This is a genomic window from Puerhibacterium sp. TATVAM-FAB25 (assembly GCF_046535855.1).
Lineage (GTDB): Bacteria > Actinomycetota > Actinomycetes > Actinomycetales > Cellulomonadaceae > Puerhibacterium > Puerhibacterium variabilis_A.
On record NZ_JAXUAK010000009.1, the window covers coordinates 99,346 to 113,733 of the forward strand.

The 14,388-nt window shown below is 77.3% G+C and carries 14 protein-coding genes; 7 read left to right on the forward strand and 7 right to left on the reverse strand.

The window, feature by feature from the left end; translation table 11 throughout:
* The first annotated feature begins 73 nt into the window (after positions 1 to 73).
* The 3 genes from U5M74_RS10320 (at position 74) to lat (ending at position 3,818) form a co-directional block, all read left to right on the forward strand.
* Positions 74 to 1,903: an ABC-F family ATP-binding cassette domain-containing protein gene (locus tag U5M74_RS10320; RefSeq protein WP_410908724.1), complete on the forward strand. Its 1,830-nt coding sequence runs from the start codon at positions 74 to 76 to the stop codon at positions 1,901 to 1,903.
* The gene (locus U5M74_RS10325) at positions 1,900 to 2,397 is read left to right on the forward strand and encodes an Lrp/AsnC family transcriptional regulator (RefSeq protein WP_410908726.1); all 498 of its coding nucleotides are present in this window, start codon (positions 1,900 to 1,902) and stop codon (positions 2,395 to 2,397) included. The genes U5M74_RS10320 and U5M74_RS10325 overlap by 4 nt, the downstream gene beginning before the upstream one ends.
* Positions 2,398 to 2,480: 83 nt before the next feature.
* Positions 2,481 to 3,818 carry an L-lysine 6-transaminase gene (lat, locus tag U5M74_RS10330; RefSeq protein WP_410908728.1) on the forward strand — a complete coding sequence of 446 codons (1,338 nt, stop codon included), beginning with the start codon at positions 2,481 to 2,483 and terminating at the stop codon, positions 3,816 to 3,818.
* A gap of 33 nt (positions 3,819 to 3,851) precedes the next feature.
* On the opposite strand, the gene U5M74_RS10335 is transcribed toward lat, so the two are convergent.
* Positions 3,852 to 4,433 (reverse strand): GNAT family N-acetyltransferase, encoded by a 582-nt coding sequence (locus tag U5M74_RS10335; RefSeq protein WP_410908730.1) that lies wholly within the window; start codon positions 4,431 to 4,433, stop codon positions 3,852 to 3,854.
* A 39-nt stretch (positions 4,434 to 4,472) separates the two neighbouring features.
* On the opposite strand from U5M74_RS10335, the gene U5M74_RS10340 reads away from it, so the two are divergent.
* Entirely contained in the window at positions 4,473 to 5,066 is a 594-nt protein-coding gene (locus U5M74_RS10340) for a hypothetical protein (RefSeq protein ID WP_410908732.1), read from the forward strand.
* 83 nt (positions 5,067 to 5,149) lie between these two features.
* Positions 5,150 to 5,530 (forward strand): hypothetical protein, encoded by a 381-nt coding sequence (locus U5M74_RS10345; protein ID WP_410908734.1) that lies wholly within the window; start codon positions 5,150 to 5,152, stop codon positions 5,528 to 5,530.
* A 20-nt stretch (positions 5,531 to 5,550) separates the two neighbouring features.
* Here the strand turns inward: U5M74_RS10345 and U5M74_RS10350 are convergent, their stop codons facing one another.
* Positions 5,551 to 6,654: an RDD family protein gene (locus U5M74_RS10350; RefSeq protein WP_410908736.1), complete on the reverse strand. Its 1,104-nt coding sequence runs from the start codon at positions 6,652 to 6,654 to the stop codon at positions 5,551 to 5,553.
* 128 nt (positions 6,655 to 6,782) lie between these two features.
* On the opposite strand from U5M74_RS10350, the gene lepB reads away from it, so the two are divergent.
* Positions 6,783 to 7,505, forward strand: coding sequence for a signal peptidase I (gene lepB, locus U5M74_RS10355; protein ID WP_410908738.1), 723 nt, complete (start codon positions 6,783 to 6,785; stop codon positions 7,503 to 7,505).
* A 101-nt stretch (positions 7,506 to 7,606) separates the two neighbouring features.
* On the opposite strand, the gene U5M74_RS10360 is transcribed toward lepB, so the two are convergent.
* Entirely contained in the window at positions 7,607 to 8,572 is a 966-nt protein-coding gene (locus U5M74_RS10360) for a hypothetical protein (RefSeq protein ID WP_410908740.1), read from the reverse strand.
* Between the two features lie 258 nt (positions 8,573 to 8,830).
* Complete coding sequence (locus U5M74_RS10365) at positions 8,831 to 9,847, reverse strand: LD-carboxypeptidase (protein WP_410908742.1); 1,017 nt, start codon at positions 9,845 to 9,847, stop codon at positions 8,831 to 8,833.
* A gap of 132 nt (positions 9,848 to 9,979) precedes the next feature.
* On the opposite strand from U5M74_RS10365, the gene U5M74_RS10370 reads away from it, so the two are divergent.
* Entirely contained in the window at positions 9,980 to 10,876 is an 897-nt protein-coding gene (locus tag U5M74_RS10370; RefSeq protein ID WP_410908744.1) for a type 1 glutamine amidotransferase, read from the forward strand.
* Here U5M74_RS10370 and U5M74_RS10375 read toward each other — a convergent pair.
* From U5M74_RS10375 to U5M74_RS10385, 3 genes are all read right to left on the reverse strand, one after another.
* Positions 10,824 to 12,011 (reverse strand): CynX/NimT family MFS transporter, encoded by a 1,188-nt coding sequence (locus U5M74_RS10375; protein WP_410908746.1) that lies wholly within the window; start codon positions 12,009 to 12,011, stop codon positions 10,824 to 10,826. The two genes, U5M74_RS10370 and U5M74_RS10375, sit on opposite strands and share 53 nt — an antisense overlap.
* Before the next feature lie 182 nt (positions 12,012 to 12,193).
* A complete protein-coding gene (locus tag U5M74_RS10380; RefSeq protein ID WP_410908748.1) occupies positions 12,194 to 12,712 on the reverse strand; it encodes a MarR family winged helix-turn-helix transcriptional regulator in 519 nt (172 codons plus the stop codon).
* 64 nt (positions 12,713 to 12,776) lie between these two features.
* Entirely contained in the window at positions 12,777 to 14,246 is a 1,470-nt protein-coding gene (locus U5M74_RS10385) for a Wzz/FepE/Etk N-terminal domain-containing protein (protein ID WP_410908750.1), read from the reverse strand.
* Between the last annotated feature and the right edge of the window lie 142 nt (positions 14,247 to 14,388).

Below are 14,388 nucleotides of genomic sequence, written 5' to 3' on the forward strand. Positions count from 1 at the left end.
AGCACGGGCGCCGGGTCCGCCCGGCGCCCGTGCTCGCGCGGGGAGCGCGCCCGGACGTCCGTACCCTTGACGGGTGGCACATCTTCTCGGCGCGGACGGCATCACGCTCGCGATCGGCACCCGCACGCTCCTGTCCGACGTCTCCCTCGGCCTCGACGACGGCGACCGCGTCGGCGTGGTCGGCCCCAACGGCGCGGGCAAGTCGACCCTGCTGCGGATCCTCGGCGGCGCCGCGGAGCCCGACGGCGGCCGCGTGACCCGGGTGGGCGGGTCCACGGTGGGCATGCTGCGACAGCGCGACGACGCCGAGGAGGGCGCCACGGTGCTCGACCTCGTGCACGGCTCGGCCGCCACGCACGAGTGGGCGTCCGACGCGCGCGTGCGCGCCGTGCACGACGGGCTGCTGGCCGACCTCGACCTCGAGCAGCCCGCGTCGACCCTGTCCGGCGGCCAGCGCCGGCGCGTGGCGCTCGCGGGCCTGCTCGTGGCGGACCCCGACGTGCTGCTGCTCGACGAGCCCACCAACCACCTCGACGTCGAGGGCGTGGCCTGGCTCGCCGAGCACCTGCAGCAGCGCTACGGCCGGCCGGGCGCGCGCGGCGCGCTCGTCGTCGTCACCCACGACCGCTGGTTCCTCGACGCCGTGTGCACCCGCACCTGGGAGGTGGTGGGCGACGGGGACGTCGAGGGCTACGACGGCGGGTACGCCGCCTACGTGCTGGCCCGCGCCGAGCGCGCCCGCCAGGCCGCCGCCGCGGCCGAGAAGCGCGACAACCTGCTGCGCAAGGAGCTGGCCTGGCTGCGCCGCGGCGCCCCGGCCCGCACCTCCAAGCCGAAGTTCCGCATCGACGCCGCGCAGGCGCTGATCGCCGACGAGCCGCCGCCGCGCGACCCCATGGAGCTCACGCGCATGGCCACGCGCCGGCTCGGCAAGGACGTGCTCGACCTCGAGGACGTCACGGTCGCGGTCGGCGAGGACGGGGCGCGGCGCACGCTGCTCGAGCACGTGACCTGGCGGCTGGGACCCGGCGACCGGTTCGGCCTGGTCGGCGTCAACGGCGCGGGCAAGACGACGCTGCTGTCCCTGCTGGCCGGCCGTCGGTTGCCCGACGGCGGGCGGGTCAAGCGCGGCAAGACGATCCACGTCGCGGAGCTGAGCCAGGACGTCGGCGAGCTCGACGACGTCGGGCACCTCACCCCGGTGCAGGTGGTCGAGCGGGAGAAGTCGACGACCGTCGTGGGCGGCAAGGAGCTCACCGCCGGCCAGCTCACCGAGCGGCTCGGGTTCACCCGCGAGCGGGCGCACACCCCGGTGCGCGACCTGTCCGGCGGCGAGCGGCGCCGCCTGCAGCTGCTGCGCCTGCTGGTCGGCGAGCCCAACGTGCTGCTGCTCGACGAGCCCACCAACGACCTCGACACCGACACCCTGGCCGCGCTGGAGGACCTGCTCGACGGCTGGCCCGGCACGCTCGTCGTCGTCTCGCACGACCGCTACCTGCTCGAGCGCGTCTGCGACCGGCAGTGGGCGCTGCTCGGCGACGGCACGGTGCGCGACCTGCCCGGCGGCGTCGAGCAGTACCTCGAGCTGCGGCGCCAGGGCGTCGGGCGGCCGGTGCGCGCCGACGACGGCGGGGCGGCGCCCGCCGAGGCGGCCGGCGGCGGGTCCGCCGCGGCGCCCGCGGCGTCCGCCGCCGAGGTGCGCGCGGCCCGCAAGGAGCTGGCGCGCGTGGAGCGCCGCCTGACGCGGATCGCCGAGGCCGAGCAGCGCCTGCACGAGGCGATCGCCGCCGACCCGACCGACGTCGCGGGGGTGACCCGGGCCGACGCCGAGCTCAAGGAGCTGGCGGCGGAGAAGGAGGAGCTCGAGATGGTGTGGCTCGAGGCGGCCGAGGTGGCGGGATGAGCGCCGAGACCCCCGCGCGCGGCGACGGCCGCGGGCGCGGCGGGCCGCCCGCCGGGGACGGGCCCGTGCGGCTCGACGACGTCGACGCCCGCCTGGTGGCGGCCCTGCGCGAGGACGGGCGCGCGACGCTCGCGACGCTGGCCGGCGTCACCGGGCTCTCGCAGTCGGCGGTGCAGGCGCGCGTGCGCAAGCTCGAGGCGCGCGGGGTCGTGACCGGCTACCGCGCCGTCGTCGACCCCGCGGCGCTGGGACTGCCGCTCATGGCGTTCGTCGAGGTGCGCCCGTTCGACCAGGCGCAGGAGGACGACGTGCCGCAGCGGGTGCGCGCGGTGGCCGGCGTCGAGGCCTGCTACTCGGTGGCCGGCGAGGCCAACTACGTGCTCGTCGTGCGCGTCGCCTCGCCGCAGGCGCTCGAGGAGCTGCTGGGGGAGATCCGCCGCGAGGCGCGCGTCTCGACGCACTCCACGATCGTGCTGCAGACCTACTTCGAGTGAAACCTCCCGTCCGGCCGCCCTCGCGTCGGAGAAGTTCCGCCGGAAGTCTCGTCAGGCCGGAGGATCTCCCCTAGCGTGACGTCATGACCGCGATCATGCCTTCGGTCGAGGCCGACGCCGTCCTCGACACCCTCCGGGAGCACCTGCAGGTCGACGGGTTCGACCTGGTGCTCGACCTGGCCCGGTCCCACGGCTCCGTGCTCGTCGACGCGCGCGACGGCCGCCAGTGGACGGACCTCTTCACGTTCTTCGCCTCCAGCCCGCTCGGCATGAACCACCCCGCGCTCGCCGAGGACGAGCGGTTCCGCGCCGAGCTGCTCGCCGCCGCGCTCAACAAGCCGTCGAACTCCGACGTCTACTCCGTCGAGATGGCGCGGTTCGTCGCCGCCTTCGCCCGGGTGCTCGGCGACCCGGCGCTGCCGCACCTGTTCTTCATCGACGGCGGCGCGCTGGCGGTGGAGAACGCCCTCAAGGTGGCGTTCGACTGGAAGTCGCGGTGGAACGAGGCGCACGGCATCGACCCGGGGCTGGGCACCCGCGTGCTGCACCTGCGGCACGCCTTCCACGGGCGCACCGGCTACACGATGTCCCTGACCAACACCGAGCCGGTCAAGGTGGCGCGCTACCCCAAGCTCGACTGGCCGCGCATCACCTGCCCCTGGGTGGGCCACGAGGCCGACGGCACGCCGCGCGACGTCGAGGCGCTCGAGGCCCGTGCGCTCGCCGAGGCGCGCGCCGCCTTCGCCGCCCACCCGCACGACGTCGCGTGCTTCGTCGCCGAGCCGATCCAGGGCGAGGGCGGCGACCACCACCTGCGGCCGGAGTTCTTCCGGGCGATGCAGGCGCTGTGCCGCGAGCACGACGCGCTGTTCGTCATGGACGAGGTGCAGACCGGCGCCGGTCTCACCGGCACCGCCTGGGCCTACCAGCAGCTGGGCGTGGCGCCCGACGTCGTCGCGTTCGGCAAGAAGACGCAGGTGTGCGGGATCATGGCCGGCGGCCGCGTCGACGAGGTGCCCGACAACGTGTTCCACGTGCCCTCGCGGCTCAACTCCACCTGGGGCGGCAACCTCACGGACATGGTGCGGGCGCGGCGCATCCTCGAGGTCTACGAGGCCGACGGGCTCGTCGAGCGGGCCGGCGTGCTGGGTGCGCACCTGCTCGGCCGGCTCGAGGAGCTGGCCGCGCGGTTCCCGGGCGTCGTCACCGACCCGCGCGGGCGCGGGCTGATGTGCGCGGTCTCGCTGCCCGACACCCGGCTGCGCGACCGCGTGCTCGCCGGGCTGCGCGACGAGGGCGTTCTCATGCTCGGCTCCGGCGAGCGGTCGGTGCGGTTCCGGCCCGCGCTCACGGTCGAGCGCGAGACGCTCGACGCGGGCGTCGACGCCCTGGGGCGGGTGGTCGGGCGGCTGGTGGGCTGACCGAGCCGACGGTCGTGCCCCGGCTCGGGGCGCTCAGAACCACCGCCCGAGCACCGTCGTCTGCTGGTCGCCGTAGCCGAGGCGCTCGTAGAACCCCAGCACCTGCGTGTTGGTGCTGCGCACCATGAGCTGGACCTTCCGCGCGCCCGCGGCGCGCAGCCACGCCTCGCCGGCCGCGACGGCGGCGCGGCCCAGGCCGGAGCCCTGGCGGTCCGGTGCCACGGCGACGTAGTAGAGCCAGCCGCGGTGCCCGTCGAGGCCGGCCATCACGGTCGCGACGACGGCGCCGTCGCCGGCGGCGCCGCCGGTGTCGTCGCCGGTGTCGTCCCCGGTGTCGTCGCTGCCCGCGGCGGGGTCGCGGAGCACCAGCACCGTCGACGTCGGCCCGCGGCGGGCGTCGGCGACGTCGACGTACGGGTCGTTCCACGGCCGCGTCAGCCCGCACGCCTCCCACAGCGCGACGACCCCGGCGACGTCGTCGTCCACGACCTCCCGGAACGCGCCGACGACGGCGTCGTGCGCGGGGTCGGCTCCGGCGTCGTGGGCGGGGCCGGGCGCGGCGTCGTCGAGCGGGGTGTCGGGGGAGGCGTGGAGGGCAGGCGTCGATCCGGTCACGGTGCTGACGGTAGCGCCGGCCGGGGGCATGCTGGATCCATGACGGCCTTCGAGCTGTGGGTGGACGACGGTGACCACGACCGGGTGGCGACGATCCTGCCGGGGCAGGGGTACACCGCCCAGGGGCCGCTGCTCCACTACGCGGCGACGGTGCTGCGGGACGCCGGCTGGACCATCCGCACGCTGGTCTGGGACGGCGAGTGCCGCGGGCGGTCCGAGGCGCGGGAGGTGTACGGCCACGTCGTGCGCGACGGCGTCACGTCGCTGCCGGGGTCGAGGCACCTCGTGGTCGGCAAGTCGCTCGGGACGCTCGCGATGCCCGTCGCGGCCCGGATGGGCGTGCCCGGCGTGTGGCTCACGCCCCTGATCTCCGAGCACGGCACGCTCGACGTGCGCGAGGCGACGCTCGGGCTCGGCGTGCACCAGGTGCCCGCGCTGCTCGTGGGCGGCACCGCCGACGCCCTGTGGGACACGCACGTGGCCAAGGCGTCCGGCGTGCGCGTGCTCGAGGTCGAGGGAGCCAACCACTCGATGGAGGTGCGCGGCGACTGGCGCCGGTCGCTCGAGGTGCTCGACCAGGTCACGGCGGCCGTCGCCGACCTGGTCGCGGAGGTGGAGGCGCGCGAGACCTGACGGCCGGCGCGCCGGTCCCGGCGACCAGCCCGCGCCCCGGCCGTTGCCCTCTCGTGGCCCTCTCGTGGCGGAGAATGGTGCCCATGAGGCCGGCCGTGCTGTACCCCGTCGGGACCGTCGCCGTGGTGGCGCTGACCGTGCTCCTGTTCACCGTGGACCTGCCCGGAGCGCCGAGCGCCGTGGCCCAGGTCGCGTGGGTCGTGCTGGTCGCGGCGCTGTGCTGGGCGGGCGCCCGCGACATCGGCCGCCGCCTCGAGGCCGAGGGCCGGCTGCCCGCGCGCCGGCGTGGCCTGCTGCGGCCCGCGCCGCGCGTCGAGGAGGGCGGCGACGCCGCGGGCGGTGCGCCGGGTGTCGCCGGTGACGGCGCGGCGCGGCCCGGCGGGCCGACCCGCGCGGACGACCCCGTGCTGCAGATGCTCGACGCGCTGACCCCGGACGAGGAGCGGCGCCGGCGCCCGGAGTGAAGCGGGAAGCGGCGCGCGGCTCAGGAGGCGCCGTCGAAGGTGACGGAGGGGACCGCGCAGGAGGCGACCTCCCGGCCGCCGACGGTCAGCGCGGTCTCGACCCGGACGGCGTCGCCCAGGTCGGCGTAGTCGTCGCCGGCGAGCCGCACGGTGGCGCTCGTGGACGCCCATCCCGTGCCTCGGCCGCGCTGGGCCTGCACCTCGTCGTCGGTCGCCGGGCCGTCGACCACCCGCACCGTGCGGGCCGTGCCCTCCGCACCCGGGCGGGTCACGAGCGTCGTGATCGCGACGTCGCCGGGCGGCAGCGTCGACGGGTCCCAGCGCCAGGCGAGCTCGAAGGAGTGCTCCACCGGCTCGGGCGCGACCAGCCACAGGCGCTGGACCAGCCGGGACGCGTCGGTCCGCGACACCGCGGCGTCGCCGCGCACGTCCTCGTCGCCCTCGACGCCCACCGGCGCGCCGAACGAGCACAGCGGCACCGGCCCCGTCGTGCCGGAGCTCGCGTGCGTGGCGCCGGGGAAGGCGAACCCGGCGCCGAGCAGGCACGCTCCCGCCGCGGCGGCGGTCAGCGCGTGCCCGCGCGACGGCCGGCCCGACGCGGGCCGGGCGAGGACCACCACCGTGCCCAGCGCGGAGTCGGCGAACGTGCGGCCCTTGACGTCCCACAGCGGGCGCAGGTAGCCGATCATCAGCAGGGAGTCGACGAGGTGCACCGGGACGCGGGCGAGCGTGCGCAGGAAGCCCGCCGGCCGCAGGTCGGCCTCGCGCAGCACCCGGATCCCCGCCACGAGCTTGCCCGGCGTCCAGCCGGTGCCCGCCTGCAGGCCGAGCATGACCGCCACGACGAGCACGAGCCACGCCGAGTGCCACCACCCCGGCCCGGTCATCTCCTGGCCGCCGGCGGCGGTGCCGAACGGCAGGCCGGGCAGCGACAGCGAGGGCGGGGCGACGTCGTCCCGGCGCAGCAGGACCCAGGTCGCGCCCGTCAGGAGCAGCGCGTCGAGGACGGCGGCGACGACGCGTCGCAGCCAGGGCGCGGGAGCCAGGCCGTCGGGAAGGACGGGCGGCGCCGCGACCGGCGGGCCGGGCGTCGGTGCCGGTGGTGCCGTCGGGGCGGTGGTCACCGGGCCGATGGTGCCAGCAGCGTGCGGCCGGCGGAAGGGTGCGCGACGGCGCGCCGCCTCCGCCTTCGCCCGGGTGAATGGCGGCCGCCCGCGGGCGGCGCCGGGCCGCCGTCTGGCACAGTGCGACCGTGAGGACGCCCGCGCACGCCGGCCGGCGCAGGGACCGCGACGCTGCGGGGCACGCCGTCCTGCGCGCGGCCGGCGGCGTCGTCCTGGTGCTGGCTGCGGCCCTGCTGGCCTCCTGGGTGGTCAAGGCGCTGCTGGTGCAGGTGTTCGGCATCCCGAGCGGCTCGATGCGGGACACGCTCGTCGAGGGCGACCGCATCGTCGTCTCGCGGATCGCGCCCCGGTTCGCGGACGTCGAGCGCGGCGACGTCGTCGTCTTCCACGACCCCGGCGGATGGCTCGAGCCGCGAGCGGTGCCTTCCCACGGGCCGGCGCTCGACGCCGGCAGGCGGCTGCTGCAGGGCACCGGGCTGCTGCCCGAGGACGACGGCGAGTTCCTGGTCAAGCGGGTCGTCGGCGTCGGCGGCGACCACGTCACCTGCTGCGACGCCGAGGGGTACGTCCAGGTCGACGGCGTCGCCGTCGACGAGTCGCCCTACCTGCCGCCCGGCGTGGCGCCGAGCGACGTCGCGTTCGACGTCACCGTCCCGGCTGGGACCCTGTTCGTCCTCGGCGACAACCGGTCCGACAGCAGCGACTCGCGCGTCCACGGCGACGCCGCCGGCGGGCCGTTCGTCCCCGTCGACGACGTCGTGGGCACGGTGGTGGCCAAGGTCTGGCCGCGGCTGGAGCGGGTGCCCGACGGCGCCGAGGTCTTCGCCGGCGTGCCGGCGCCCACGGGCTGAGCCCCGGGCCGGGCGTGCGTCGCCGCCCCTCGCCGCACCCCTCGGTCAGTTCGGTGATTCGTCGGCTGATCGGCGATCCGGATCACCGATCAGCCGACGAATCACCGAACAGACGGCGCTGGCCCGCGGCCTGGCTCGGGTGCGGCAAGTCGAGGGTCGACCCGCGCCGCACGGCGTACGTCGGCCGGGAAGCGTCGCAGCAGGCGCTCGGCCGTCTCGGCCGGTCGGACGGCGTCGCGGGCCGTGAACCGCAGCAGCCGGATGCCGGTGGCCTCGGTGATGGCGTCCTCGCGGCGCTTCTCGTCGAACAGCGTCGACTCCGCGCCGTGCCGCCGCCCGCTGGTCCCGGCGGCGTACTTGACCCTGCCGTCGAACTCGGCGAGCACGCCGTGCTCCGGCCAGCCGATGTCGACGTGGAACGGGCCGAGCCGGGTCCGGACGAGCACCTGCGTCCGCGGCCGCGGGAGCCCCAGGCGCAGCGCCGAGTACCGCAGCCACGACTCCCACGGCGACTCCGCACCGCCGTCGGCGAGGCTCAGGACCGTGCGGGCGCGCGCCCGGCCGTTGGGCCGGCGGCGGCGCTCCAGCGCCTCCAGCACGGCGGCGGCCGAGACGTTCCGGCGCAGCGCCGAGTCGGCCAGCACCAGGCCGGCGAGCGGCGGCATCGTCGTCAGGCAGTCGACGACGGTCCGCGTGAGGTCGGTGGCCGGGATGCCGTCCAGCTCGACGACCTGACCGATCCGGTCGTGGTGACGGGCGATGTCCTGCGCGGCGGACGCGCCGGCCCGGTACTCCTGGACCACGTGGACGCGGTCCGGCTCGCGCCACAGCGAGAGGCCCCACAGGACCGCCGCGCTGTCGTGGCTGAACACGTGCTCGGCGCGCAGCTGGCGGTGGACGGCGAGGATGTGGTCGCGGTGGCCGGTGGACGTGCGGCCCGGGCGCGCGTCGTCCGCCGCGGCGACGTAGGCGCCGCGGCGCACGCGGTGGACGTCGCCCGCCCGGTGCGCCGTCCGCAGGGCGAACCGGTCGTGCTCGCGGGCCACCAGGATCTCGCGCCGTCCCATGCCGTCACGGTGCCGGACGGTCGGACGTGCCGGCCGGCGCCCGATGCCCGCCTGTGGACGACGGCGGCGTCCACAAGGGCTCGCGCGAGCGGCTGCCGGAACCCGCACGTGCGGACCGTGTCGCGGCTCGGAGTCTGTTCGGTGATTCGTGGGCTGATCGGCGATCCGGATCACCGATCAGCCGACGAATCACCGAACAGTCGGGCAGATGCGCACCGAGGCGGCCCGGGTGCGGGGCAAGCCCGGGCCGGGCGTCCGTCACGCCAGCGCCGGCTCCTCCAGCGTCAGCCGGCCGGCGTCGGCGTCCAGGTGGGCCAGCACGCCCAGCGGCACCGTGCGCGGGTCGGGGCCGTGCCCGAACCCGAGCTCGCCGAGCACCGGCACGCCGAGCCCGTCGAGCCGCTCGGCCACCACGTCCTCGACGTCGGGGTCGCAGCCCTGCCAGGAGCCGAGGGCCACGCCGGCGGCCCCGTCGAACCAGCCGGACCGGCGCAGGTGCGTCAGGAACGAGTCGACCCGGTAGGCCCTCTCGTCGACGTCCTCGAGCAGCACGATCCCGCCGCGCGCCGTGCCGAGCGTGGCCGGCGTGCCCACCGACGTCGTGAGCAGCGACAGGCAGCCGCCGGTGGTCACGCCCGTGGCCGTCCCGCCCCGCAGCGCGTGGGCGCGCCGGCGGGCGATGACGCGTACCGACTCCGGGGCGCACAGGGTGGCCCGCAGGTGGCGCTGCGCCGCCCGCGAGTCGAGGAACGACACCGCCCCGGCCATCGGCCCGTACAGGGTCACCAGCCCGAGCCTGGCCGCGACCGCCTGGTGCAGCGCCGTGACGTCGCTGAAGCCCACCAGCACGGTGGGGTCCGCGCCACGCAGCGCGTCCCAGTCCACGAGGTCGACCATCCGCTGCGCGCCGTAGCCGCCGCGGGCGCAGACGACGGCGCGCACGTCGGGGTCGAGCCACGCGGCGGCGAAGTCGGCGGCGCGCTCCTCGTCGGTCCCGGCGAGGTACCCGCGCTCGGCGTGCCGCCCGCGGGCGTGCGGCATGACCCGCACCTCGAGCCCCCACGAGCGCAGCACCGCGACGCCCCGGTCGACGCGGGCCTCCGGCACCGGCCCGGAGGGGGACACGACGGCGACGACGTCGCCCGCGCGCAGGCGGGGCGGCCGGAAGGCCGGCGCCAGCGGCGCGGGCCGTGGCGCCGGAGGCTCCCCGTCGGTGTCGGTGTCGGCGTCCAGGAAGGGCCGCCGCGCGTCGGCCTCGGCGGCGGGCGTGGTCATACCGACATCCTCGCGCGGGGCCTTCGCGTCCGCGACGGCGCCGGCCCGGCCGGCCGTCGCTAGGCGGGAAGGTGGTTCGATGGAGACGGTGTGCCGGGCGGCCGACCGCCCGGGCCGACCGAGGGAGCCCCCATGACCCGCCCGCGCGTCCTGCTCGTCCAGAACACGGCACGCTCGCGGCCCGGCCGGCTCCCCGGCTGGCTCGCCGACGAGCAGGTCGACGCCCCGGTGGTCCAGGGCTCGGACCTCCCCGGCCGTCTCGCCGACCTGCCGGGGCCGGTGGACGGGATCGTGCTGCTGGGCGGAGGGCTCATGCCCGACGAGGACGGGCGGGCGCCGTTCCTGGCGCGCGAGCGCGCGCTCGCCCGCGAGGCGATGGCGGCCGGGGTGCCGCTGCTGGGCATCTGCCTGGGAGCGCAGCTCGTCGCGCACGTGGCGGGCGGCCGGGTGACCCCGCGGTCGGGGGAGACGGAGCGCGGGTCGTGCGCGATCACGCTGCTCGAGGCCGCGGCCGACGACGCGCTGTTCGGCGGCCTGGTCTCCCACCCCGCCGACCTCACCGCCGCCCCTGCCGCCGCCCCTGCCGGCGGCCCGGAGCTGCGGATGATCGAGAACCACCACGACTCGATCACCGCGCTGCCGCCCGGCGCCGTGCACCTGGCCACGTCGGCCGCCTGCCGCGTGCAGGCGTTCCGGCTGGGCGCCACGACGTGGGGCGTGCAGTTCCACCCGGAGGTGTCGGCCGAGCGCCTCGCCACGTGGGACGAGTCCGACCTCGCCCACGGCGGGTTCGACCGGGCGGCGCTGCTGGCCGAGGCGCGGGCGGACGCGCCGGTCAACGCGGTGCAGGCCCGCGCGCTCGTCGGCGCGTTCGCCGCCGTCGTGCGTGCCGCGGCCGCAGCGCGCGGCACCGCGGCCGCAACCCGTGGGACCGTGGCAGAGGGAGCTGCTGGGGAGCCTGCGCCGGCGGACGGGCTCAGCGCCCGGCGCGCGGCGAGCGCGTCGCCAGCTGCAGCATCACGCCCATGAACAGCAGCGTGACCAGCAGGACGAGCAGCGGCACGTCCCACCCGCCGGTGGCGGTGTGCACGGCGCCCAGCAGCGTGGGCGCGAGCGCGGCGCACGCGTAGCCGACCGTCTGCACCACCGCGGAGGCGCGGCGCGCGGCCGCCACGGTCGGCGCCCGCTGGGTGATCAGCGTGAACACGAGCGTGAAGTTGGCGCCCTGCGCCGCACCGGCGATCGACACCCACACCACGGCGAGGTCCGGCGCCGCCAGCATGCCCGCCGGCAGGGCCAGCCAGGCGAGCGTGGTGCCCACCGCCGCGGCGCGGAACGAGGCGCCGCGGCCGAGGGCGAAGGGGATCGCGAAGGACCCGGCGATCGCGGCGAGCTGGAACGGGGCCGACAGGTTCCCCGCCGCCGCCGGCTCGAGGCCCAGGCGCGTGTGGAGGATCTCGGGCAGCCACGCGGTGGCACCGTAGTAGGAGAACGCCTGCCCGCTGAACGCCACGCACAGCAGCACCGTCAGCCGGCGCGGGGAGCGCGTGGGCGCCACGGCGCCCGACGCCGGGGCGACCCGCGGCGCGCCGTGCGGCAGCCCGCGCATCGCGGCCCCCCACGCCACGACCGCCACCGCGGCCAGGACGCCCCAGCCGGCCAGCGCCCACTGCCAGCCGAGCGCGGCGGCGAGCGGCACGGTGAGGGTCGTGGTCAGCGTGGACCCGAGGTTCATCGTGGCCGAGTACATGCCCGTCACGACGGCGGAGCGGGCCAGGAAGTCGCGGGCGATCACCACCGGGACGGCCACGTTGCCCACGGTGATGCCGGCGCCCAGCACGGCGGTGCCGGCGAGCGCGGCGGGCACGGAGCCCGCCGAGCGCAGGACCTCGCCCGCCAGCACGCCGAGCACGGCGATCAGCACGGCCCGCTCCGGGCCGATGCGGGCCACGAGGAGCGACGACGGCGGGGTGAGCAGCGCGAAGCACAGCACCGGCACGGAGGTGAGCAGCCCGGCCTGGGCGGGCGTCAGCGCGAGGGCGTCGGACACCTGGGCGACGACGGGCGGCAGCGACGTCAGCGGGGCGCGCAGGTTGAGCGCCACCAGCATCAGCGCGACGAGGAGGAACCCTGCGCCGCGCGATCGGGTCCCGGGTGTCGTCACGGGCCCCCACGGTACCCGGCCGGAGGGCCGCGCCGGCCCGGCGCCCACCTGCGGGAGGCCGACTGTGGCGCGGGCCACGCGCCGCGAACGGCGCGGACCCCGCCGGGTCGCGGTCGGCGATCGGTCGGCGATCGGTCGGCGATCGGTCGGCGATCGGGCATCGCGCCGCGCCGGTCGCGACGTCAGTCGTCGAACTGGGCGGCCACGGTGCGCAGCAGGTCCGCCAGCTGCGGGCGCTCCTCGGGCGCGAGCGCGTCGAGCACGCGGCCCTCGACGTCGAGCAGGTCGGTCATCGCGGCGTCGACCCGCTCGCGGCCCTCGGCGGTGAGCTGCACGAGCACGCCGCGCCGGTCGCCGGGGGAGCGGTGCCGCTCCACGAGCCCGCGCGCCTCGAGCCGGTCGATGCGGTTGGTCATGGTGCCGCTCGTGACGAGCGTGGCCGTGACCAGCGCTCCGGGGGAGAGGCTGTACGGCTCGCCGGCGCGCCGCAGCGCGGACAGCACGTCGAACTCCCACGGCTCCAGGCTGTGGCGCGCGAAGGCGCCGCGGCGGGCGCGGTCGAGGTGCCGGGCCAGCCGCGAGACGCGGGAGAACACGGCGAGCGGCTCGACCACGAGGTCGGGCCGCTCGCGGTGCCAGGCCGCGACGATCCGGTCGACCTCGTCGGTGCCGGGCGTGGTCGCCCGCGGTGCGCTCACCATGCGGACGAGCCTACCGCCGGTGTCTCGACGTCAAGACTCTTGATCGCCCGCGTGCCGGGCGGCGTCAGGCGGGGAGGGTCCGCGCGCGCGTCGGGACCGCGCCGGTGCCGGACGGCGCTACCGCCGCCGTGCCCGGCGACAGGGCGCCCTCCGTCACCGGCGCCCGGTCCGCGGGGACGGACCGGCCGGGCGCCGTCGCGCGCCGGTCGGCGTGCAGCACGACGGGCGTGACGTCGCCGGCCCCGGCGTCCTCGAGCGCGTCGAGCGCCCCCGCGACGGCGTCCCGGGAGGTCCCGGAGCGCACCACCAGCAGCACGCCGCCCGCGTGGGCGGCCAGGCCGGCCGCGTCCCAGGCCGCGGGCAGCGGGGCACAGCTCACCACGACGGCGCCGTAGCCCGCGGCGCGGTCGGTGAGCAGGCGGCGCATCGCCTCCGAGGGCACGAGGTCGCCCGCGACGGCGGGGAGCTCTCCGGGCGTCGCGGCCAGCACCTCCAGACCCGGCGCCACCGCCACCGTGGCGTCGGCGACCGGCACGCCGTCGCGCAGCACGTCGACGAGCCCGTGCCCGGGGCGGGCATCGAAGAGCCCGGCGACCGCAGGGCGGCGCAGGTCGGCGTCGACCAGCAGGGTCCGCGAGCCCGCGGCCGCCAGGCTGAGCGCGAGGTTCGCCGCGACGGTCGCCGCGTCGGCGGTCGCCGCGTCGTCGGGTGCGGAGCGGCGCTCGTCCGCGACAGCGGCGACGACGAGCGTGGGCACCGGCCCCCGGTGGGGCCCGGCGACGATCGTGCGCAGCCGCCGGTAGGCCTCGGCCCGCGCCCCGTCCGGGGCGTCGCGCACCGCGAGCGGCCGCCGTCCGCCGACGAGCTCCGCCGCGGCACGCACGTGCGCCAGCCGCTCGAGGTCGGCGGCCGTGCGCACCCGTCCGTCACGGGCGTCGCGCAGGGCCGCGGCCGCCACGCCGGCCACCAGCCCGCTCACGAGCCCGACGGCGACGGCCAGCCAGGCCACGGGGGAGACCGGGCCGTCGCCGGTCGAGGGCGGCACCGCGACCGACACCCGCACCGGGGAGCCGGTGCCCGCGTCCTCGAGGTCGGCGACCGCTGCGATGAGCTGGTCCGCCGTCGCCTGCGCGATGCCGACAGCCCGTGCCGCGTCGGTGTCGCGCACGGTGAGCTCCACGAACGACGTGCCGGGCGGCGTGCTGGCCCGCACCCGGTCGGCCAGCGCCGTGGGGGCGACGCCGAGGCCGAGCTCGTCGACCACGGGGCCGAGGACCGCCGGGCTGCCCGCCAGGTGCGCGTAGGAGGCGATCTGCCGCTGTGCGAACTCCGAGCCCTGGACGAGCTCACCCGCCGAGCCGGCTCCCTCGGCTGCCCCGGCCGCCGGCACGGAGACGTACAGCTGGGTGGTGGCCTCGTACGCGGGCGGGGTCGACAGCCAGTACGCCGTGCCGGCGGCCACCCCGGCCGCGGCGATGCCGACGACGGTGCGCCACCGGCGGCGGAGGGTGGCGGGAAAGGCGGCCGAGTCCATGTCAGCTCCGTGACGCTCGGGGACGGTTCTGCGACATCGTCGCAGTGCCGGAAAAGAGAGAGAAGGGAACCCGGGGTGAAAGTGCGGATGAGAAAAGGACGGCCTGCGGAATGGGCGGAGAAACGATGTTCCGCCCGGGTGA